The sequence below is a fragment of the Streptomyces sp. NPDC017979 genome (assembly GCF_044328175.1).
Classification (GTDB): domain Bacteria; phylum Actinomycetota; class Actinomycetes; order Streptomycetales; family Streptomycetaceae; genus Streptomyces.
Genome location: NZ_JBIRGU010000001.1, coordinates 165443 through 186615 on the forward strand (window position 1 = coordinate 165443; position 21173 = coordinate 186615).

General features: G+C 71.6%; 17 protein-coding genes. 9 read left to right on the plus strand and 8 right to left on the minus strand.

Annotated features, from left to right (window positions below; genetic code table 11):
- Positions 1–60: 60 nt before the first annotated feature.
- The 4 genes from ACH4E8_RS00755 to ACH4E8_RS00770 form a co-directional block, all read right to left on the minus strand.
- Positions 61–777, minus strand: a complete 717-nt coding sequence (locus ACH4E8_RS00755) for an HAD family hydrolase (protein WP_398442985.1) — start codon at positions 775–777, stop codon at positions 61–63.
- A 34-nt stretch (positions 778–811) separates the two neighbouring features.
- On the minus strand, positions 812–2293 hold the full coding sequence (gene gltX / locus ACH4E8_RS00760) for a glutamate--tRNA ligase (RefSeq protein ID WP_398442986.1): 1482 nt from the start codon (positions 2291–2293) through the stop codon (positions 812–814).
- Entirely contained in the window at positions 2286–3071 is a 786-nt protein-coding gene (locus tag ACH4E8_RS00765; protein ID WP_398442988.1) for a fumarylacetoacetate hydrolase family protein, read from the minus strand. Before ACH4E8_RS00765 ends, gltX begins: the two co-directional genes overlap by 8 nt.
- Before the next feature lie 179 nt (positions 3072–3250).
- Entirely contained in the window at positions 3251–3421 is a 171-nt protein-coding gene (locus tag ACH4E8_RS00770) for a hypothetical protein (protein WP_398442990.1), read from the minus strand.
- A gap of 661 nt (positions 3422–4082) precedes the next feature.
- Here ACH4E8_RS00770 and ACH4E8_RS00775 point away from each other — a divergent pair.
- The 8 genes from ACH4E8_RS00775 to ACH4E8_RS00810 all read left to right on the plus strand — a co-directional run bounded on the left by ACH4E8_RS00775 (position 4083) and on the right by ACH4E8_RS00810 (position 15217).
- Positions 4083–8246: a nitrate- and nitrite sensing domain-containing protein gene (locus ACH4E8_RS00775; RefSeq protein ID WP_398442991.1), complete on the plus strand. Its 4164-nt coding sequence runs from the start codon at positions 4083–4085 to the stop codon at positions 8244–8246.
- A 9-nt stretch (positions 8247–8255) separates the two neighbouring features.
- Complete coding sequence (locus ACH4E8_RS00780) at positions 8256–8669, plus strand: roadblock/LC7 domain-containing protein (RefSeq protein ID WP_361538991.1); 414 nt, start codon at positions 8256–8258, stop codon at positions 8667–8669.
- A 130-nt stretch (positions 8670–8799) separates the two neighbouring features.
- Positions 8800–9201 (plus strand): DUF742 domain-containing protein, encoded by a 402-nt coding sequence (locus tag ACH4E8_RS00785; protein ID WP_398442993.1) that lies wholly within the window; start codon positions 8800–8802, stop codon positions 9199–9201.
- Entirely contained in the window at positions 9182–9763 is a 582-nt protein-coding gene (locus ACH4E8_RS00790) for a GTP-binding protein (protein WP_398442995.1), read from the plus strand. The genes ACH4E8_RS00785 and ACH4E8_RS00790 overlap by 20 nt, the downstream gene beginning before the upstream one ends.
- A 337-nt stretch (positions 9764–10100) precedes the next feature.
- Positions 10101–13463, plus strand: a complete 3363-nt coding sequence (locus tag ACH4E8_RS00795; protein ID WP_398442997.1) for a nitrate- and nitrite sensing domain-containing protein — start codon at positions 10101–10103, stop codon at positions 13461–13463.
- Between the two features lie 10 nt (positions 13464–13473).
- Positions 13474–13887, plus strand: coding sequence for a roadblock/LC7 domain-containing protein (locus ACH4E8_RS00800; RefSeq protein WP_358825178.1), 414 nt, complete (start codon positions 13474–13476; stop codon positions 13885–13887).
- 96 nt (positions 13888–13983) lie between these two features.
- Entirely contained in the window at positions 13984–14655 is a 672-nt protein-coding gene (locus ACH4E8_RS00805) for a DUF742 domain-containing protein (protein WP_398442999.1), read from the plus strand.
- Positions 14636–15217, plus strand: coding sequence for an ATP/GTP-binding protein (locus ACH4E8_RS00810; protein ID WP_130585192.1), 582 nt, complete (start codon positions 14636–14638; stop codon positions 15215–15217). The genes ACH4E8_RS00805 and ACH4E8_RS00810 overlap by 20 nt, the downstream gene beginning before the upstream one ends.
- A 192-nt stretch (positions 15218–15409) precedes the next feature.
- Here ACH4E8_RS00810 and ACH4E8_RS00815 read toward each other — a convergent pair whose 3' ends face one another.
- From ACH4E8_RS00815 to ACH4E8_RS00825, 3 genes are all read right to left on the minus strand, one after another.
- Positions 15410–15616 carry an acyl-CoA carboxylase subunit epsilon gene (locus ACH4E8_RS00815; RefSeq protein ID WP_398443001.1) on the minus strand — a complete coding sequence of 69 codons (207 nt, stop codon included), beginning with the start codon at positions 15614–15616 and terminating at the stop codon, positions 15410–15412.
- A gap of 28 nt (positions 15617–15644) precedes the next feature.
- Positions 15645–17228, minus strand: a complete 1584-nt coding sequence (locus tag ACH4E8_RS00820; RefSeq protein WP_398443003.1) for an acyl-CoA carboxylase subunit beta — start codon at positions 17226–17228, stop codon at positions 15645–15647.
- Positions 17229–17382: 154 nt separating this feature from the next.
- Positions 17383–19683: a polysaccharide lyase 8 family protein gene (locus ACH4E8_RS00825; RefSeq protein WP_398444664.1), complete on the minus strand. Its 2301-nt coding sequence runs from the start codon at positions 19681–19683 to the stop codon at positions 17383–17385.
- Positions 19684–19970: 287 nt separating this feature from the next.
- Between ACH4E8_RS00825 and ACH4E8_RS00830 the strand changes: the two genes are divergently transcribed.
- On the plus strand, positions 19971–20570 hold the full coding sequence (locus ACH4E8_RS00830) for a YceI family protein (RefSeq protein WP_398443004.1): 600 nt from the start codon (positions 19971–19973) through the stop codon (positions 20568–20570).
- Here ACH4E8_RS00830 and ACH4E8_RS00835 read toward each other — a convergent pair.
- The gene (locus ACH4E8_RS00835) at positions 20557–21159 is read right to left on the minus strand and encodes a DUF6309 family protein (RefSeq protein ID WP_398443006.1); all 603 of its coding nucleotides are present in this window, start codon (positions 21157–21159) and stop codon (positions 20557–20559) included. The two genes, ACH4E8_RS00830 and ACH4E8_RS00835, sit on opposite strands and share 14 nt — an antisense overlap.
- Between the last annotated feature and the right edge of the window lie 14 nt (positions 21160–21173).

The following is a 21173-nucleotide window of genomic DNA, read 5'->3' on the forward strand; positions in this document are numbered from 1 at the left end:
TGCTTGGCTTGCGCCTTCCGTCCGGGCCTTTCGGCCCTCTCGGGCGGCGCAGGAAGAACATTACCCGATGGTGGACGGCGCTCCAAAACGGGTATCGCCCGCCAACAGGCCGGGGAGCTGGTCGAGACCGGTGATCCGGATCAGCTCGGGCCGCCCGCCGCGCTCGGTGCGGTCCAGCCAGACGCCGGTCAGCCCTGCGTCGCCGGCGCCACGTGCGTCGATGTCCGGCTCGTCGCCCACGTACAGGACCTCCTGCGGCGGCAGTCCGACGGCCTCGCAGGCGGTGTGGAACGCCTCCGCCGCGGGCTTGGCCACACCCAGGTCGGCCGCGCACAGGACGACCTCGAACCGGTCCCGTACGCCCAGGGTGCGCAGCTTGTGCTCCTGGACGGAGAGCGACGAGTTGGAGAGCACCGCGTGCCGGTAGCCGGCGAGGGCGTCCAGCGCGGGCACGGCGTCCGGGAAGAGGGCCCAGGCGGCTTCGTAGTGCACGACGTACCGGCCGAACCAGGCGTCGGCGTCCGCGTCGTCGAGGGCGAGCCCGGTGAAGGTCCGCACCCGGTCGCGCCGCTGCCCGAGGAAGTCGACCTCCCCGGCGGAGAAGCGCGCCCAGTGCTGGGCCGTGACCCGCTGCCAACGCCCGAGGGCCTGCTCCACGGAGGTTTCTCCGTCGAGCAGGCCCTCGGCGTGCAGGTGGTCGCGCATCCCCGCGAGGTCGGCGCTGCGAAAGTCGAAGATCGTGTCGTCGATGTCCCACAGGACCGCTTTGATGACCATGGCCGAAGCCTAGGGCCCGGCCCCGGAGGCGGGTCTAGGCAGCGGCGGCCAGCTTGGTCAGGGCGGCGTCGATGCGGGTCAGGGTGCGCTCGCGGCCCAGGATCTCCAGGGACTCGAAGAGCGGCAGCCCCACCGTGCGCCCGGTGACGGCGACCCGGACCGGGGCCTGCGCCTTGCCCAGCTTGAGGCCGTGGGCCTCGCCGGCGGCCAGCACGGCCTCCTTGAGGGAGTCGGCGCTGGACCAGTCGGCCGCCGCCAGCTTCTCGCGGGCCGTGGTCAGCAGCTCGGCCGCGCCCGGCTTCATCGCCTTGGTCCAGGACGCCTCGTCCTCGACGGGCTCGGCGAGGAAGAGGAAGTCCACGTTCGCCGTGATGTCGGAGAGCACGGTGAGCCGGGTCTGGGCGTACGGGGCGATCGCCTCCCAGGCCGCCGGGTCGAACTGCTCGGGCGCCCAGTTCGCGTACGGCGCGCGCAGCCAGGGCCCGCACGCCTCGGCGAACGCCGCGACGTCGAGGCGGCGGATGTGGTCGGCGTTGATCGCCTCGGCCTTCTTGAGGTCGAAGCGGGCCGGGTTGGCGTTGACGTCCGCGATGTCGAACTTCTCCACCAGTTCGGCGACGGAGAAGACGTCCTGGTCGGCGGAGAAGGACCAGCCGAGCAGCGACAGGTAGTTCAGCAGCCCCTCGGGCAGGAAGCCCCGCTCGCGGTAGAGGTTGAGGGAGGACTGCGGGTCGCGCTTGGACAGCTTCTTGTTGCCCTCGCCCATGACGTACGGCAGGTGGCCGAAGGAGGGGACCTCCTTGGCGACGCCCAGCTCGATCAGCGCCTTGTAGAGCGCGATCTGGCGCGGGGTGGAGGAGAGCAGGTCCTCGCCGCGCAGTACGTGGGTGATCCCCATCAGGGCGTCGTCGACCGGGTTGACCAGGGTGTACAGGGGGGCGCCGTTGGCCCGCACGATGCCGTAGTCCGGGACGTTCTCCGGGGTGAAGGTCAGCTCGCCGCGCACCAGGTCCGTGAAGGTGATCGGCTCGTCCGGCATCCGGAAGCGGACGATGGAGGTGCGGCCCTCCGCCTCGTACGCGGCGCGCTGCTCGGCGGTCAGGTCGCGGCACTGGCCGTCGTAGCCGGAGGGGCGGCCGGCGGCGCGGGCGGCCTCGCGGCGGACCTCCAGCTCCTCCGCGGTGCAGTAGCAGTGGTAGGCGTGGCCGGCGGCCTGCAGTCGGCCGGCGACGTCGGCGTAGGTGTCCATGCGCTGCGACTGGCGGTACGGAGCGTGGGGGCCGCCCACCTCCGGGCCCTCGTCCCAGTCCAGGCCGAGCCAGCGCAGCGAGTCGAGGAGCTGCTCGTAGGACTCCTCCGAGTCACGGGCCGCGTCGGTGTCCTCGATGCGCAGGACCATGGTGCCGCCGGTGTGGCGGGCGAAGGCCCAGTTGAACAGGGCGGTGCGGACCAGGCCCACGTGGGGGTTGCCGGTCGGCGAGGGACAGAAACGTACGCGGACGTTAGCGTTAGCCACGCTTGATCACCTTGTTGGCGAGAGTGCCGATGCCTTGGATGGTGACGGCGACCTCGTCGCCGACGTTGAGGGGTCCGACTCCGGCCGGGGTCCCGGTGAGGATCACGTCGCCGGGGAGCAGCGTCATGGCCTCGGTGATGTTGACGACCAGGTCCTCGATGGAGTGGATCATCTGGCTGGTGCTGCCGAGCTGACGCTGGTCGCCGTTGACGGTGCACTGGACGGCGAGGTCGCCGGCCGCTTCGAGGCTGAGGCCGGTCTCCACCCAGGGGCCGAGCGGGCAGGCGGTGTCGAAGCCCTTGGCCCGGGCCCACTGCTTCTCGCGCTTCTGGACGTCACGCGCGGTGACGTCGTTGGCACAGGTGTAGCCGAGGATGACGTCCTTGACGCGCTCGCGCGGGACGTCGCGGCACATCCGGCCGATGACCACGGCGAGTTCGGCCTCGTGGTGCAGCTCCTGGGAGAAGGAGGGGTAGGCGATGGCATCGCCGGGGCCGATGACCGAGGTGGAGGGCTTGAAGAAGGCGAACGGCTCGGTCGCGGGCTCGTTGCCGAGTTCGGCGGCGTGCTCCGCGTAGTTGCGGCCGAAGGCGACCACCTTGTTGGGGAGCACGGGCGGCAGCAGCCGCACCTTGCTCAGGGGGACCTTGGTGCCGGAGAGCTCGAAGTCCGCGAACGGGACGCCCTTGATGATGTCGAGGACGAGTCCGTCAGGGGCTTCGCCCTCGACCGCGCCGAAGGCCACGTTGCCGTCGATGGAGAACCTGGCGATGCGCACGGGATGCCGCTGCCCCTCTGTTGCTGGTGACGCTGTTGGAGTCGGACGCTCCAGGCTAACGCGGCGGGGGTGCGGGCTTCGCGCACGGCTGCGCCCGGGGCGGTCGCTCGGACCGGGTCCCGGGCGCAGCGGGGTTCGGGGCGCGTCGTGCGGTCAGGAAACGCAGTCAGGAGACGGGGTCAGGAGACGGGGACGTCCATCAGGGTGGTGCGACGCGGGTTGGCCGTCTGGGTCGGGAGGTCGACGGAGTGCTCCGGACGAGCCGGCACCTCCAGTTCGGCGGCGTCCTTGACGTGCGCGAGGGTGGTGCGGCGGGGGTTGGCTATCGAGCGGGCCGTCGTCGTCTTCATCGGATGCCTTCAGACCTTTCAGACCTAATCGGCTAATTCGGCTAAGGGGTGTCCCGTGAGGCGGGCAGGCGGCTCCGGAGCGGCAGCGGGCCGACCGGCGACTGATCTGCGGGCGGCGCTTTACAACCGGGGCACCTCTGCCCAACGCGACAGGTTAAACATCTAGTTCCCGACAAAGTCGTGGAGAACGTGTGTGACAGGTGTGAGTTTCCTCACCGACCGTCCGGCAATTCGGTCATTACGGACTAGCAACTCACCCCCATAAAGCGGACATTGGCCAATCGAAGCGACTATTCCCCTCCTGATCACTACGACCGGGACAGGCCCCACCTCCGGACGCACTTCGACAACCCGTACAGATAAGTCCGTTTCACCCCCTAAGTCTTTCAACGGCTTGTGACCCGATGCTTACAACGTGTCACCCGGGTCACAGCACGGTGCGCGGCCCTTGTTGGAGATCCGGCACTGTGCTGGAATTCCACGCACCGCCGCAGAACCAGTCCGGCGCGCAAGGGGCGCAACGCAGCGCCGAGCGGCGGCGGGAAAGGGGGAGAGCGCCGGTCACTCAGACCACCCAGAGGCGCGGCGCCGCGCCTCGACAACGCCGACACCGTCCCTTCCGTTCTGCGGAAGGACGCCTGGTCCAGAGGTTGCGACGCTAGTGCAGGGACGTTTCAAGAGAGATGGCGCAGGGCGTCCCCAGGCCCACCAGGGCCATGGGGAAGCCGCGGCAGAGCAGGAGCCGCGCGGCGGGACCGTCCGTGGCTCGTCGCCCCAGCACATCCAGAACCAGGGCCAGGGGCCGACTCCTCAAGGCAACGGCGGCGACCGGGGTCCCGCGCGACCCGGCGCCCGCCCCGCACCCGGTGGACCGAACGGTCCCGGGGCGGCGGGGCCCGGCGGCCCGGGCGGCCGCACCGGACCCGGTGCGAATGCCGGCGGTGCCCCCCAGGGACCCGGCGGCGGCACCCCGACCGGTGCCGCGCCCACCGCTGGTGACGCGGCCGAGGCCGAACCCAAGCTGAAGCCGACCGGCAGCACCGGATCGCGCCTGGCGCTGCGCAACTGGCGCATCAGCACCCGGCTCGTCTCCCTGCTGACCCTCCCGGTCGCCGCCGCGGTGACCCTCGGCGGGCTGCGGATCCAGGAGTCCATGGACCGCATGGACCAGCTGGAGCACATGCAGCTGCTGACGGACATGACGCAGGAGGCGACCAAGCTCGCCGCCGCGCTCCAGAACGAGCGGGACAACACCGCCGGCCCGCTGGCCAACAACGCCAACGCCAGCGACTTCAAGGTGACCGGCCCGCGCGAGGCCACCGACCGCGCGTACGACGCGTTCGTGAAGGCGTCCGAGGGCGTCAACATCCGGGACGGCGCGCAGGACGACGCCCTCGACTCGATCCGCACCACCGTGAGCCAGATCTACGCGCAGCTCCACGGGCTGCGGGGGATCCGGGAGGACGCGTACCAGACGGAGGGCTACAACTCCTTCACCGTCGACGCGTACCACCGGATCATCAACTCCCTGCTGACCCTCTCCTCGGACATGGCCCAGGCCACCAACAACCAGGAGATGATCAAGCGGACGCGCGCCCTGACGGCCTTCTCGGCCGCCAAGGAGTACTCGTCCATCCAGCAGGCGATCATCGCCGCCGCGCTGCCCGGCGGGCCGGGCCAGAAGGGCGACACCCTGAGCGAGGCGGACCGGCTCTACGGCGTCACCGCCCGGACCAACGCCAACTTCCAGGAGACGGCCTTCGCGCCGATCTACTCGTCGCTCGGCGGCGACCCGGCCGAACTCCTCGTCGGCCTGGACTCGGGCAACCCCGACATCAAGCACTCCACCGAGTACGCCGACCGGGTCCTGGGCAAGCAGGGCGGCATCGACACGATGGAGAAGCAGTCCTACTTGGACTGGACCCACAAGTACAGCGCGCGCATGACGGTCATGAAGAACATCGAGGCCACGCTGCTGGACGAGATGGAGGCCAAGGCCCGCCAGCTGCGTGAGGACTCCAAGCAGGACGCGATCCTCAACGGTGCGCTGATCCTCGTGGTCCTCGGCGTCTCGCTGGTCGGCGCCTTCATCGTCTCCCGGTCCATGATCCGCTCGCTGCGCCGGCTCCAGGACACCGCCACCAAGGTCGCCCAGGAACGTCTGCCCGAGCTGGTCAAGCAGCTCTCGGAGACGGACCCGCAGGACGTGGACACCTCCGTGGAGTCCGTCGGCGTCCACTCGCGCGACGAGATCGGCAAGGTGGCCACCGCCTTCGACGACGTGCACCGCGAGGCGGTCCGCCTCGCCGCCGAGCAGGCCCTGCTGCGGGGCAACGTCAACGCGATGTTCACCAACCTCTCGCGCCGCTCCCAGGGCCTCATCCAGCGCCAGCTCTCGCTGATCTCCGAACTGGAGTCCCGCGAGGCCGACCCGGACCAGCTCTCCTCGCTCTTCAAGCTGGACCACCTCGCCACCCGCATGCGCCGCAACGGCGAGAACCTCCTCGTCCTCGCGGGCGAGGAGCCCGGCCGCCGCTGGACCCGTCCGGTCCCGCTGGTCGACGTGTTGCGCGCCGCCGCGTCCGAGGTGGAGCAGTACGAGCGCATCGAGTTGGCCGCGGTCCCCGCGACGGACGTCGCCGGGCGGGTCGTCAACGACCTCGTGCACCTGCTGGCCGAGCTGCTGGAGAACGCCACGTCGTTCTCCTCGCCGCAGACCAAGGTCCGCGTCACCGGTCACGCCCTGCCCGACGGGCGGGTGCTGGTCGAGATCCACGACACCGGCATCGGCCTCTCCCCCGAGGACCTCGCCGCGATCAACGAGCGGCTCGCGTCGCCGCCGACCGTGGACGTCTCGGTCTCCCGCCGCATGGGTCTGTTCGTGGTCGGCCGGCTGTCGCTGCGCCACGGCATCCGCATCCAGCTCCGCCCCTCCGACTCCGGCGGTACGACCGCGCTGGTCATGCTCCCCGTCGACGTCGCCCAGGGCGGACGCAAGCCGATGGGCGGACCCGGCGGTCAGGGCGGCCAAGGCGGTCCGGCAGGTCCGGGCACCGTGTCCGCGCCGAACGGCGTCGCTCCCCTGGGCGGTGGACGTCCCGGTGGCGGCAACGCTCCGCGCGGCGGCGGCCAGGGCGCGCCCGGCGGCGGACTGCTCGGCGGCAACCCTCCGCGCGGCCAGGTCGGCGCGGGCGCCGGTGCCGGTGCCGGTGCCGCGCTGGGAGCCGGGCCGGGTGCCGGTCCCCGCGCGTCCCTGCCGGCCCGCGACGGCGGCCAGGGCCGCCAGGGCGGCGGGCTCGCCAGCGCCTTCAGCGGTCGCGGCGGGCCGCGCAACGCTCCCCCGTCCGGGCCGTCGGCCTCCTCGGCGCCCGGTCTGCCGGCGCGGCCGGAGACGGCCGCGCTGCCCCAGGCCGGCGCCCCGCGGGCCGAACTCCCCGGCGCGGGCCAGCAACGTCCGCAGACCACCAGTTGGGGCAGCGACCAGCGGTCGGGCGCACACGGCGCGGACACCGCGCGCGGCCACGACGACCTCGGGCCCGTCCAGGGCCCCGGTGCCACGGCGGAGATCCCCCGCCAGGACTTCCAGGCGCCCCCGCCCGCCGACTTCGGAGCCCCCGCGCTCCAGGCCGACCCGGCGAACGAGGCAGCCCAGGCAGCCACGCCCGACGGGCCGCGCATGTCGGACACGGGCGAGTTCCCGAGCCCGACGGCCGCGGATTCGGCGCAGCAGCACCGTCCGCCGCACGCGCCGAACGGCCAGTTCGTACGCTCCGACGTCTTCGGCCCGCCCGGCGGCGCCGGTGCGCCGGGCCGTCCGTTGGAGGACGGCGGCCAGTTCGCCCCGCCGCGCGACGGCGGTCCGGGCGGGCTGCGGGACCAGGGCCAGGACCCCGCGTCGACGGGCCAGTTCGCCCGGCCCGACATGGTGGCGCCGCAGCCGCCCGCGCCCGGTCGCGCTCCCGCGCCCCGCGGTTTCGAGGAGCAGGAGGCCCCCGTGCGGGGCGAACTGCCCGCGCAGCCGCAACCCGATGCGCTGCCGCCCGCGCCCGGCCCGGGTGACGGCCGCACCCCGCTGTACGACACGCTGGAGACGGACTGGTTCCGCACCCAGAGCCGCAGCGGGCAGGGCAACCCCGGCCCCGCGGCGTACGAGCAGCCGCAGCAGGGCGGCGATGCGCAGGGCGCCGTCGACGCGACCCAGCAGATCCAGCAGGTCCGGCAGACGCCCCAGGTCCAGCAGGCACCGCCGGCCCCCGAGTTCCAGCAGCCGCAGCACACCCAGCACACCCAGGCGATCCCGCAGATCCCGCAGGCTCCGCACGCCCCTCAGGCACCTCAGTTCCCGCAGGGCCCGGAGAGCCAGCAGGTGCCGCAGACTCCCCCGGCGCCGCAGTTCCCGCAGAATTCGCAGCCGCCCCAGGGCCCCCGGGCCCCGGAGGCTCCGCGCGACCTGCCCGGCGTCGACGGCCCGCTGCCGCGACGCGACGGCGGCGCCTTCGGCACCGTCCCCAACGACGGCCCCGACGGCGGCAACTGGCGCACCTCCCCCAACGACGAGTTGGGGCGCCAGGCCGAACGGATCCGCAAGCCCACCTCCGGCGGCGTCACCACCTCCGGACTCCCCCGTCGGGTCCCGCGGGCCAACCTGGTCGCGGGCACCGCACAGCAGCAGAGCGAGCAGAGCGGCCCGTCGGTCTCGCGTGCGCCGGACGACGTGCGCGGCCGACTGACCAAGCTCCGTCGCGGCATTCAGCAGGGGCGCGAGCAGAACAGCTCGACGACCGGCAGCTTCAACCTCGGCCCCACACACCAGCAGGAGCGTTAGTTGAGCCCGATGAGCCAGGCGGCGCAGAATCTGAACTGGTTGATCACCAACTTCGTGGACAACACCCCCGGGGTGTCCCACACGGTGGTGGTCTCCGCCGACGGTCTTCTGCTGGCCATGTCCGAGGGGTTCCCCAGGGACCGCGCGGACCAGTTGGCGGCGGTGGCCTCCGGACTGACCTCGCTGACCGCGGGGGCGTCCCGGATCTTCGAGGGCGGCACCGTGAGCCAGACGGTGGTGGAGATGGAGCGCGGCTTCCTCTTCCTGATGTCCATCTCCGACGGCTCGTCCCTCGCCGTGCTGGCGCACCCCGAGTGCGACATCGGCCTGGTGGGCTACGAGATGGCCCTCCTGGTGGACCGAGCGGGCAGCGTCCTCACCCCGGACCTGCGCGCCGAACTCCAGGGAAGCCTCTTGCACTGATCAGCACCGGCTTCGAGCCCCGCCGTCCACCACGCGCCACCGCGCCGTCGTTCTCACAGGTCGCCAACCGGCCCCCACCGGCCCGAAGAGACGGCTCGCCACCCACTTGCTGTCCCGTCCGGAGGACCTCATGACCCCGCCACCCACCTCGCACGATCCATACGGTGCCCAATCGGACTACGGGTTCGAGGGGGACCAGCCGCTGGTGCGGCCGTACGCCATGACCGGCGGCCGGACCCGGCCGCGGTACCAGCTCGCCATCGAGGCGCTGGTCAGCACCACGGCCGACCCCTCGCTGCTGGCCGGGCTGCTCCCGGAGCACCAGCGGATCTGCCACCTGTGCCGTGAGGTGAAGTCGGTCGCGGAGGTCTCGGCGCTGCTCTCCATGCCGTTGGGCGTGGCGCGCATCCTCGTCGCCGACCTGGCGGAGGCGGGCATGGTGGCGATCCACCAGCCGGGCAACGGCGACGCCAGTGGCACGCCGGACGTGACGCTGCTCGAAAGGGTGCTCAGTGGACTTCGCAAGCTCTAGCGAGGGTGCGCCCCGGTCGACCACCAGCGCGAAGATCGTGGTGGCCGGCGGATTCGGCGTGGGCAAGACCACGTTCGTCGGCGCCGTCTCGGAGATCAACCCGCTGCGTACCGAAGCCGTCATGACCAGCGCATCCGCCGGCATCGACGACCTCACCCACACCGGCGACAAAACCACCACCACCGTCGCCATGGACTTCGGCCGCATCACCCTCGACCAGGACCTCATCCTCTACCTCTTCGGCACCCCCGGACAGGACCGCTTCTGGTTCATGTGGGACGACCTCGTCCGCGGCGCCATCGGCGCCGTCGTCCTCGTCGACACCCGCCGCCTCGCCGACTGCTTCCCCGCCGTCGACTACTTCGAAAACAGCGGCCTCCCCTTCGTCATCGCCCTCAACGGCTTCGACGGACACCAGCCCTACACCCCCGAAGAAGTCCGCGAAGCCCTCCAAATCGGCCCCGACACCCCCATCATCACCACCGACGCCCGCCACCGCGCCGACGCCAAAAGCGCCCTCATCACCCTCGTCGAACACGCCCTCATGGCCCGACTCAAGTAGACGGCCGGATACGGCAGTTGTCGTATCCACACAAGTGCGGACTGTGTCCTTTGACACGGTCCGCCCCCATGTTCATAACGTTTCGACATGGAATTGCAGCAGTTCGGACACCCGATGCAGCCAAACGGTGCCGCTGCGCTCACGATCGCCCCGCCTTTTGAAGGGGCTCGCTCTTTATGCCCGTTTTATCGCTCGCCGCCACGAGCCGGAATGGCTGATTCCAACTGTTTGGATCGGACCCACTCCGCATGCTGAAATTCGACGAACTTCTGAGTAGTACGGCTCTGAACGAAACACGGCACAACGTAGGTGCCGACGCCGAGAGGTTGTTGGTCGAGTGAGGCGAAGCAACACGAGCTCCGCAGAGCAGCAGGCGCGGGGCAACTTCACCCCGCCGTCGCACGCTGCGGCGCCGCCCGCGGACGAACCCGCACCCCCACCGGCCCCCACCAGTGGCAACAAGAGCCGTCTCGCCCCGCGCAACTGGCGGGTGCCCACCCGACTGAACGCCATCCTCCTCCTGCCCGTGCTCGTCGGCCTCTTCATGGGCGGCTTCCAGGTCAAGGGTTCCATCGACACCTGGGACGAGGCCAGAGACGCCGAGAAGACCGCACGCATCGTTAGCGCCGCAGCCGAATACGGCGCGGCGCTCCTCAACGAACGCGACCTCACCGCCGAGCCGCTGCTCAAGGCGACCACGCCGGAGCAACGCCGGGCCGAGGCGGTGACGAAGGCGTACGCGGCGACGGACGCGGCCAAGGTCAAGTTCGACCGCGCCACCGCGGACATGCCGGCGGGCCAGGGCCTGGAACGCCGGCTCGAACTCTTCAAGCGCGAAGAACCCCGCCTCCAGGACCTGCGCAAGGCCGCGTACACCACCAGCCTGGACCCGGTGGGCACCGAAGAGGGCTACGTACAGGTCCAGCACTCCCTGATGGAGTTCGCCAACGAACTCGGACTCGGCACCGGCAACGTCACCAGCTTCGGCCGGACCGTCTACGCGGTCCAGCTCGCCAAGGCCGCCACGTCCCTCCAGCGCTCCATCGGCGTCCACCTGCTGGTGCGCCCCAGCGACAAGCCCGAGGTCCGGGCCCGCCAGACCATCGCGTTCAACTCGTACAACTACCTGGAGCAGATCGCCGTCGCCGAGTACGTCTCCGGCGGCACCCAGGAGGACGCGGACAAGCTCACCGCCGTCATGAAGCGCAAGGCGGACGAGGGCGGCAAGGAACTCCAGGCGTCCGGGCTCACCCCGGTGGCCGGCGCGGACGGCACGATCTTCGCCGGGATGGCCCACAAGATCGGCTCCGGCGCCTCCCCCGAGGACCTGGCGAAGCAGGACGTCACCCCCGAAACGTGGATGACCACGGCCACCGCCAAGTTCGAGGGCTACCTGGAGGTCGAGCGCGACCTCGTCGACCAGGCCGTCGAGGAGGCCGCGTCGATCTCCGCGGACGCCAAGCGGGACGCCATCCTCAGCGGTGCGATCGTGGTCGTCGCCCTGCTGGTCGCCTTCGTGCTCGCCGCGGCCGTGGCCCGGCAGATGAGCCGCTCGATGCGCCAGCTCCGTTCCGCCGCCTTCGCCATCGCCGAGCAGCGCCTGCCGATGCTGGTCGACCAGCTCTCCCGTACGGAGCCGGGTCGGGTGGACACCCGGGTGCAGCCGATCCCGATCGACACCCGGGACGAGATCGGCGAGGTCGCCCGCGCCTTCGACCAGGTCCACCGGGAGGCCGTGCGGCTCGCCGCCGAGCAGGCCATGCTCCGGGGCAACGTCAACGCGATCTTCACCAACCTCTCGCGCCGCAACCAGTCGCTGATCGAGGGCCAGCTGACCCTGATCACCGAGCTGGAGAACAACGAGGCCGACCCGGACCAGTTGGAGAGCCTGTTCCGGCTCGACCACCTGGCCACCCGGATGCGCCGCAACGGCGAGAACCTGCTCGTCCTCGCCGGCGAGGAGCCCGGCCGCCGCTGGAACCAGCCCGTGCCGCTGGTCGACGTGTTGCGGGCCGCCTCCTCCGAGGTGGAGTCGTACGAGCGCATCGAGCTGACCGGCGTACCGGAGACGGACATCCACGGCCAGGCCGTGACCGACCTCGTCCACCTCCTCGCGGAGCTGCTGGAGAACGCCACCACCTTCTCCTCCCCGCAGACCAAGGTCCGGGTGACCGCCACCCGGCTGCCCGACGGCCGCGTGATGATCGAGATCCACGACAAGGGCATCGGGCTCACCGCCGAGGACTTCGCGGACATCAACCACAAGCTGGCCAACCCGCCGACGGTGGACGTCGCGGTCTCCCAGCGGATGGGCCTGTTCGTGGTCGGCCGGCTGGCCGACCGGCACGGCATCCGCGTCCAACTGCGCCCCTCGGGCGAGCAGGCGGGCACCACCTCGCTGGTGATGCTGCCGGACCCGATCACCCACGGCGGCGGTGGCGAACCGCAGTCCGAAGACGGCGGGGACGACTTCACCGTCTCGCAGATGATCCCGGAGCAGCAGGCGCACGCCCAGGGCGGGCCCGCGCTGACGGCCGCGGACCTGGGCTTCGACGACTCGCGCTACGGCGAGCAGCCGCAGGACCCCGGCAGCGGACAGCCGGCGGCCGGGCCGGGATCGCTGGACCCGGTGGGCCGCTCGCTGGCCCGCGGCGGGCGCCGGGCGGCGCTGGAGCCCCAGGGGCACGGCGGCGACCAGCCGCAGGTGTACCAGGACGCGCAGCAGCAGGGTGCGCAGCACGGGCAGCCGTACGGCACCGGTCAGTGGGGCCATGATCCGCTCGCGGGCCAAGGGCAGGCGCAGGGCGCCCTGGGCGGCTACCCCGCCCAGCCGTCGTACGACGGGTTCCAGGCCGGCGGGTACGGCGAGCCTGCGGTGGAGCAGACGCAACCGATGTCCCCGGTGTACCAGGAAGCCCACGAGGCACTGGCGCCGCAGGCGTCACAGTTGCCGCAGGATGCCCAACTGCCTCCGGGTGCCGGGTATCCGGAAGGCGGGTTCCCGGATCAGAGCCAGCTCGGACAGCCCTACGGCGAGCAGTACGCCCAGCAGCCCCAGCAGGCGGAGTGGCCGGATCAGGGCGGTTTCCCGGGTGCGTACGAGCCTGATTACCGTCCGGAGTCGGAATCTACCCCCGGCGCCCCCACGGATGGCGCCGAGAGCGTAGGCTTCGAGCGTCCGGGACCTTCTCCGAGCAGTGGTCACGAGCTGACCGAGGCCGGTCTTCCTCGGCGCGGCACCAAGCAGCGGTCGCAGCCCGCGCAGGATCGGCCCCAGCCCAGCCAGCAGTGGCAGCAGCCCGGGGACCAGGCCCCGCAAGCGCCGCAGGGCGCCCAGCCCGGGACGGCGACCGAAGGCGGCGACGAGGCCGCCGGAGCCGGTGGCCCGCAGGACTGGCGCTCGGCCAACGACGAGCGCTGGCAGCGGGCGGAGAAGCTGCGCGAGCCGAAGGCGGGCGGGATCACCTCGTCCGGCCTGCCGCGGCGGGTGCCCAGGGCCAACCTCATCGAGGGCACCGCGGAGCAGACGCCGCAGCAGGGACTGCCCCAGGTCTCGCGAGCGCCCGAGGACGTGCGCGGCAGGTTGAGCAACCTGCGCCGCGGGGTCCAGCGGGGGCGCGGCTTGGGAGCGGACACGAACGGACCGGCCACCTACGATCAAAACGGTGACCCGGGTAGTACCTACAACCAGGAGCGTTAGTGTGAGCCCGATGAGCCAGGCGGCGCAGAATCTCAACTGGTTGATCACCAACTTCGTGGACAACACCCCCGGGGTGTCCCACACCGTGGTGGTCTCCGCCGACGGACTCCTGCTGGCGATGTCCGACGGATTCCCGCGGGACCGCGCCGACCAACTGGCGGCGGTGGCCTCCGGACTGACCTCGCTGACCGCGGGGGCCTCCCGGATCTTCGAAGGCGGCGCCGTCAACCAGACGGTGGTGGAGATGGAGCGCGGCTTCCTCTTCATCATGTCCATCTCCGACGGCTCGTCCCTCGCCGTGCTGGCGCACCCCGAGGCCGACATCGGCCTGGTGGGCTACGAGATGGCGCTGCTGGTCGACCGGGCCGGCAGCGTGCTCACCCCGGACCTCAGGGCGGAACTCCAGGGCAGTCTTCTCAACTAACCGGCAGACAGAGCGTTTTACGCCACCGCACCATAGGGTGCGGTGGCGCGGCTCCACAGGGACAGGAACCGGCGGATCGCGGTCGGAGGAGGAAACGTGGCAACACCCCCGGGCGGACGCCCGTATGACGGCGGTGCGCAGCCCCCGTCGGGCGAGCACTCGCACCACGGCTACCCCTTTCCCTCCACGCCGGGCAGAGAGGGCGACCACCTCTCGTCCCACCCGCAGCACCAGCAGCCGCAGCAGTACCACCAGCAGTACCCACCGCAGCAGCCGTACGACCCGGGATACGGCGGCGGGCAGCAGCCAGCCCATCCGCACCAGCCGTCCCACCACCACCACCAGCAGCAGTACCAGGAGCAGCAGCGCTACCAACAGCCCTCGGGCCGGCGCCGCCCCCCTCCGCCCTCGCCCAGCCAGGGCGGCCCCAATCCGCTGGTGCGGCCGTACGCCATGACCGGCGGCCGGACCCGGCCGCGGTACCAGCTCGCCATCGAGGCGCTGGTCAGCACCACGGCGGACCCGATGAGGTTGCAGGGGCAGTTGCCCGAGCACCAGCGGATCTGCCAGTTGTGCTTCGAGATCAAGTCGGTCGCCGAGATCTCGGCACTCCTCTCCATCCCCCTCGGCGTTGCCCGGATCCTCGTCGCCGACCTGGCGGAGGCCGGACTTGTCGCCATCCACCAGCCCGGCGGCGACGAAGCCGCCGGTGGCCAGCCAGACGTGACACTGCTCGAAAGGGTGCTCAGTGGACTTCGCAAGCTCTAGCGGCGGTGCGCCTCGATCGACCACCAGCGCGAAGATCGTGGTGGCCGGCGGATTCGGCGTGGGCAAGACCACGTTCGTCGGCGCCGTCTCGGAGATCAACCCGCTGCGTACCGAAGCCGTCATGACCAGCGCATCCGCCGGCATCGACGACCTCACCCACACCGGCGACAAAACCACCACCACCGTCGCCATGGACTTCGGCCGCATCACCCTCGACCAGGACCTCATCCTCTACCTCTTCGGCACCCCCGGACAGGACCGCTTCTGGTTCATGTGGGACGACCTCGTCCGCGGCGCCATCGGCGCCGTCGTCCTCGTCGACACCCGCCGCCTCGCCGACTGCTTCCCCGCCGTCGACTACTTCGAAAACAGCGGCCTCCCCTTCGTCATCGCCCTCAACGGCTTCGACGGACACCAGCCCTACACCCCCGAAGAAGTCCGCGAAGCCCTCCAAATCGGCCCCGACACCCCCATCATCACCACCGACGCCCGCCACCGCGCCGACGCCAAAAGCGCCCTCATCACCCTCGTCGAACACGCCCTCATGGCCCGACTGCGCTGACCGGTCCGCCGGCCCGGCGCTGCCCGTCGTCGCAAGGAGCCCTCGGCGCTTCCCCTTCCAGGGGAGCGCCGAGGGCTCCTTGCGCAGTGCGCACGGGCGAGCGTGCACGGGCGAGAACGCACCGGCGCCCGCAAGCCGGAGTGACGGCTTGCGGGCGCCGGTGTGACGGTGCGGGGCTGGAACCCGGCGGGGTCAGCCCTGCCAGCTGTGGGAGGGCTGGAAGGCGCGCTGGCGCTCCAGGCGCCGCCAGGGGGCGGTGGAGCGGGCGTGCGCCGCGGGCTCGGCCGGGACGGACGCGGCGCGGGCCAGCAGGACCGCGGTGATCGCGGCCAGTTCCTCGGGCTCGCAGTGGCCCTTCTCGACCCGCAGCAGGGAGGCGTCGGCGGTGGGGGTGCTCATGTCTTGGGGCTCCGTATTCTCCGCAGCGTCACTGCGGGGGGTTGCCGTGCTTGCGCGACGGCAGGTCGGCGTGCTTCGTGCGGAGCATCGCGAGGGAGGCGATGAGCACCTCGCGCGTCTCGGCGGGGTCGATGACGTCGTCCACCAACCCGCGCTCCGCCGCGTAGTAAGGGTGCATCAGCTCGGACTTGTACTCCTTGACCATGCGCGTCCGCATGGCTTCGGGGTCCTCCGCGTCCGCGATCTGGCGGCGGAAGATGACGTTCGCGGCGCCCTCGGCGCCCATCACCGCGATCTCGTTGGTCGGCCAGGCGTACGTCAGGTCGGCGCCGATGGACTGGGAGTCCATCACGATGTACGCGCCGCCGTACGCCTTGCGCAGGATCAGGGAGATCCTCGGCACGGTCGCGTTGCAGTACGCGTACAGCAGCTTCGCGCCGTGTCGGATGATCCCACCGTGCTCCTGGTCGACGCCCGGGAGGAAGCCGGGCACGTCCAGGAGGGTGACGATCGGAATATTGAAAGCGTCGCACATCTGCACGAACCGTGCAGCTTTTTCGGACGCCTCGATGTCCAGGACGCCCGCCAGCGTCTGCGGCTGGTTGGCGATGATGCCGACGACCTGGCCGTCGAACCGGGCCAGGGCGCAGATGATGTTGCGCGCCCAGCGCTCGTGGACCTCCAGGTAGTCGCCGTCGTCGACGAGCTCCTCGATGACCTTGTGCATGTCGTACGGGCGGTTGCCGTCGGCCGGGACGAGGTCGAGCAGGACGTCCGAGCGCCGGTCGGCCGGGTCGGTCGCGGCGACCTGCGGCGGGTTCTCCCGGTTGTTCTGCGGCAGCATCGACAGCAGGTAGCGCACCTCGGCGAGGCAGGTCTCCTCGTCGTCGTACGCGAAGTGCGCGACGCCGCTGGTCTCGGCGTGCACGTCCGCGCCGCCGAGGCCGTTCTGGGTGATCTCCTCGCCGGTGACGGCCTTGACCACGTCCGGTCCGGTGATGAACATCTGCGAGGTCTCGCGGACCATGAAGACGAAGTCCGTGAGGGCGGGGCTGTAGGCCGCGCCGCCGGCGCACGGGCCGAGCATCACCGAGATCTGCGGGATGACGCCGGACGCCTTGGTGTTGCGCTGGAAGATGCCGCCGTACCCGGCGAGGGCGCTCACGCCCTCCTGGATGCGGGCGCCGGCGCCGTCGTTCAGCGACACCAGCGGCGCACCCGCCGAGATGGCCATGTCCATGATCTTGTGGATCTTCGTGGCGTGGGCCTCGCCCAGCGCGCCGCCGAAGATCCGGAAGTCGTGGGCGTACACGAAGACGGTGCGGCCCTCGACGGTGCCCCAGCCGGTGATGACGCCGTCGGTGTGGGGGCGCTTGGCCTCCAGGCCGAAGCCGGTGGCGCGGTGCCGGCGCAACTGCTCGACCTCGTGGAACGAGCCCTCGTCCAGCAGCAGCGCGATCCGCTCGCGCGCGGTCAGCTTGCCCTTGGCGTGCTGGGCCTCGGTCGCGCGGTCGCTCGGGCCGCTGCGGGCCCGCTCGCGCAGTTCGTGGAGCTCGGCCACGCGGCCCCGCGCGTCGGTCGGCTCGCTGGCGGTCTCGTCCACAACTGTCATGGATCGACCCTACGGACCCGAACAAGAAAACTCCGCCGTTGACTCCGTACAGTCTCCGGACGTTTCTCCTGTCAGGCTCGCACATAAGGGTGCGGCGCCCTACCCCTACTGCCAGGCTAGGGGGACTTTTGTTTGTGGGGTGCCCACAAGGCGTTCAGCACAGCGTCACCTCACAGCGACGGCCTGCGCCCGCGGTCCCCCCGTTCAGCCTCAGCCGAATGGCCGCGCCGGTGGCCAGCACCTCGATGTCGGGGTCGGCGAAGGTGACCGCGCGTACCGGGCGGTGCCAGGTGATCTCCACCGGGCGGCCGGTGCGCGCCGGGTCGCTCAGGCACAGGGCGGCGGCGGTGCCGCGCCGGCGGACCAGCACGCTCGCCGGGCCGGTCGCGGCGAGCGGGCCCGCGGTGCCGGCGCGCCAGAAGTTGGCGGCGGTCAGGCCGCGGGAGGGCACCGCGACGGCCTGGTGGGCGGCGCTGTTGTCGAGGACGGCGAGCCAGTGCCGGTCCGCGGCCCGGGCGGCGACCTCGGCGGGGCCGGCGCCGGGCATCAGGAGGTAGGCGTAGCCGGCGTCCTGCGGGTCGGTGCCGTGGTCGAGGTAGAGGGTCTGGTAGCGGCGGGTGACCCGCTCGGTGGCGCCGTTGGCGTTGATGTCGCGCCAGGCGCCGGTGCGGTCCTCGCGCAGGGTCCGCAGTCGGCGGGCGCCGTCCAGCAGGACCCAACCGCCGTGCCCGTCCAGGTGCGCCCAGCGCCGGCCGCGGAGCAGTCGGGACCGGCCGTCGGCGCCGAGGTTGCGGTTGTCCACGACCGTCTCCACGGGGACGCCGTCGGTGCAGGTGATGCCGGCGCCGAGGCAGACGACTGCGTCGTCGACGAAGAACCAGGACTTGTGCGCGACCAGGGTGGAGCCGAGTCCCTTGAGGTGCTGTCCGATCGCCGCGTACTCGCCGTCGGTGACCCCGCCGACCCAGCGGACGGCGGGTCTGGGCTCGCCCCACTCGCCGCCCTCGCGGTCGGCGAGTCGTTTGGTCGACGCGGTGGTGCCGGGCAGCCGGTACGGGTCGACGGTCGGCCAGAACCAGTCGGTGTACTGGTCGCCGTGGGCACCCCGGGGCCACCAGGTGAGCATCCCGGCGCCGGTGTGCCAGCCGCGCGGGTGCTCGCCGTTGCCGCACTCGTAGTACGCGATGCGGTCGGAGCACATCGCGAGGTTGGCGCTCCAGCGGGGTCGGCGGTGGACGGCCCGGTCCATGGCGGTGAAGAGGGTGTGGCCGACGGGCTCGGGCGCGGCGGGCCCGGGCGTCGCGGCGACCGCGTGCAGCCGGGCGAGGTCGGCCACGCCGTACTGGGGGGAGGTGAGGACGGGCAGGGTGGTGTCCCGGGCGATCCACCCCTTGATCCGGGCGTGCCACCGCGCGCGCTCGGCGGGGCTCGCGGCCGGGGCCAGCAGGGCGATCGCGGCGATGACGGCGTGACCGTGGTGGTGGTCGCTGCGCATGATCCGGCGGTCGCCGCCCTTGGGGAGCCCCCGGCTCACCGCGCGGCCGCTGACGCTGTCCATCATCAGCCCGTCGAGGAGCAGGGGTGCGAACGCGCGCTCCACGCCGTCGAGGACGTTCTGCCGGGCCGGGTCGGTGACTTCCCAGGCGGAGCCGGTGAGCAGGGCGAAGAGCCGGCCGAGGCCGTCGAGCAGCACCTGTCCGTACGTGCCCGTGTAGGCGACCCGGGTGTGCTGCACGAAGGACCCGTCGGCGTAGAGGCCGTCGCCGCCGGTGACGTACGGGAAGACGGGCGAGAGCGCGTCCCGGGCCAGGGCGATCTTGGCGGGGTCGCGGCCCAGGACGCCGCGCAGGGCGACGGAGCGGCACAGGTCGACGCGGTTGGCGCCGGTGGAGGTGCCGGAGTAGTCGCGCAGGGCGGATTCGGGGACGAAGTGGTCGACCGCGGCGCAGGCGGCGGCGCGCTGGGCGGGGGTGAGGTGGTCGTACGCCACGGCCACCACGTCCATCAGCAGGCGGGGGCTGCCGATCTGCCACTCCCACCAGTTGCCGTAGCGGGTGGTGCCGGGGTGGTACACGGTGGCGGCGAGGTGGTCGAGGCCGCGGACGGTGTCGGCGAGCAGCCACGGGTCCGGCTCGGGCGCGTACGCGTACGCCCGGGCCATCGTCCACAGCCGACCGTAGCTGCGGGTGATCCCGGCGGGCGGGTCGTAGGGGCAGTCCGGCCAGAGCGAGCCGGGCGTCGGGGCCATCGTCGCGCGGACGGCGGCGGCCAGTCGGGCGGTTTCGGCGATGCGGGCGGCGTAGGGCTCGGCGGCGGGGTCGTAGCCGGCGCCGAGGGCGATGGTCAGCCAGCGGCGACGGAGGGTTTCGTACGGGTCCCGCGGCTCGGCCTGCGCCGGGACCGGGGCCGCGGCGGGCAACGCGAGGGCGAGGGCACCGGCGCCGGTCGCGCCCATGAAGACGCGACGGGACCAGGGGGACGGCAGGGGCACGTACACCTCCCGAAGCGGTGGTGGCACTGCGGACACGGGCCCGGCTGCCGAGGGAAGCACGATGCCGCCGGGCCTTCAAGGGCCGCGGCACAGATACTGAAAGCGCTTGCCCTCAGACGCCCCGGCCGCTCACCCGCGAGGAGTCATTTCCGGCCACACCCAGCGAAGAAGTTGAACTTTCAACCTCAGGGGTCTACAGTCCTCATCGTTGAACATTGAACCATCCTCTTCCGTCCCCCAAGGAGTTCGTCATGGGCATCTTCAACCGCAAGTCCGACGCCGCCGACGCCGCCGCCCCCGTGGACCCCGCCCTCGCGGCCCTCTCCGGTGACTACACGATCGACCCGGCGCACAGCAGCATCGGCTTCACCGTGCGGCACGCCATGGTGACCAACGTCCGCGGCGCCTTCGACGAGTACGACGGCAAGCTGTCGCTGAACGGCGCCGACCCGGCCGCCTCCGCGGCCAGCATCGACGTCAAGATCGCCAGCATCGACACCGCTAACGAGGACCGCGACAACCACCTGCGCAGCCCCGACTTCTTCGACGCCGAGAAGTTCCCCACCATGACGTTCCGCTCCACCCGCGCGGAGGAGGCCGGCGGCGGCACCTACCGCATCATCGGGGACCTGACCATCAAGGACGTCACCCGGCCGCTCACCATCGACCTGGAGTTCAACGGCTCCGCGAAGGACGCCTTCGGCAACGAGCGCGTCGGCTTCGAGGGCGGCGCCACCATCCTGCGCTCCGACTGGGGCCTGACCTGGAACGCCGCGGTGGAGACCGGTGGCGTCATGGTCAGCGACAAGGTGAAGCTGAACTTCGACATCTCCGCGATCAAGAACTCCTGACGGCGCGCCGCACCCGGCGGACGTCCTCTTCGAGCCCGGCCGCGGACCGGGCGGCCGGAGCGACCCCCTCCACCGCCAGGTACGCCTCGACGGCGACGTCGCCGTCGAGGCGCCCGGCGCGTTCCCAGGCGAGCAGCCGGTGCAACCCGTCCAGGTGGATCAGGCCCGCCACGGCTTCGAGCCGCTCGTAGTCGGGCCCCGGCACGGGCCGGGTGGAGAGGTAGACCGGCCCCATCGGCGCCCGCTCGTGGTGCGCCAGCTTGGCGGCGCAGCGCGGATTGCCGCGCAAGTACGGCTCGCCCAGCTCCCGCAGCCGGGCGGCGGCCGCGGCCACCGTCATGCCGGCGGGCGGGATCAGTTCGTGCTCGCCGTACTCGCCCATGTGCCAGGGCAGTACGACGTCGAGGACCTCGGCGCGGTCGAGCGCGACGTGCTGCCAGCCGCCGAGGGCGAGCTGGGCCAGGCACAGGTTCTCCTCGGCGTCGTCGTTGGTGTTGTCCTCGTCGTCCACGCCCTCCATCACGTGCGGATGGTCTTTCAGGAAGTCCCTCAGGACCTGCTCGAACGGGATGCTGGCGAGGATCCTCATCGGGGTCCTTTGTT

Coding starts and splice junctions, on each gene's coding strand:
- ACH4E8_RS00815 (WP_398443001.1), bottom strand. CDS start 15,616: ATGAGCACCCCCACCGCCGACGCCTCCCTGCTGCGGGTCGAGAAGGGC.
- ACH4E8_RS00770 (WP_398442990.1), bottom strand. CDS start 3,421: ATGAAGACGACGACGGCCCGCTCGATAGCCAACCCCCGCCGCACCACC.
- ACH4E8_RS00755 (WP_398442985.1), bottom strand. CDS start 777: ATGGTCATCAAAGCGGTCCTGTGGGACATCGACGACACGATCTTCGAC.
- ACH4E8_RS00820 (WP_398443003.1), bottom strand. CDS start 17,228: ATGACAGTTGTGGACGAGACCGCCAGCGAGCCGACCGACGCGCGGGGC.
- ACH4E8_RS00780 (WP_361538991.1), top strand. CDS start 8,256: ATGAGCCAGGCGGCGCAGAATCTGAACTGGTTGATCACCAACTTCGTG.
- ACH4E8_RS00825 (WP_398444664.1), bottom strand. CDS start 19,683: ATGGGCGCGACCGGCGCCGGTGCCCTCGCCCTCGCGTTGCCCGCCGCG.
- ACH4E8_RS00835 (WP_398443006.1), bottom strand. CDS start 21,159: ATGAGGATCCTCGCCAGCATCCCGTTCGAGCAGGTCCTGAGGGACTTC.
- ACH4E8_RS00830 (WP_398443004.1), top strand. CDS start 19,971: ATGGGCATCTTCAACCGCAAGTCCGACGCCGCCGACGCCGCCGCCCCC.
- ACH4E8_RS00800 (WP_358825178.1), top strand. CDS start 13,474: ATGAGCCAGGCGGCGCAGAATCTCAACTGGTTGATCACCAACTTCGTG.
- ACH4E8_RS00785 (WP_398442993.1), top strand. CDS start 8,800: ATGACCCCGCCACCCACCTCGCACGATCCATACGGTGCCCAATCGGAC.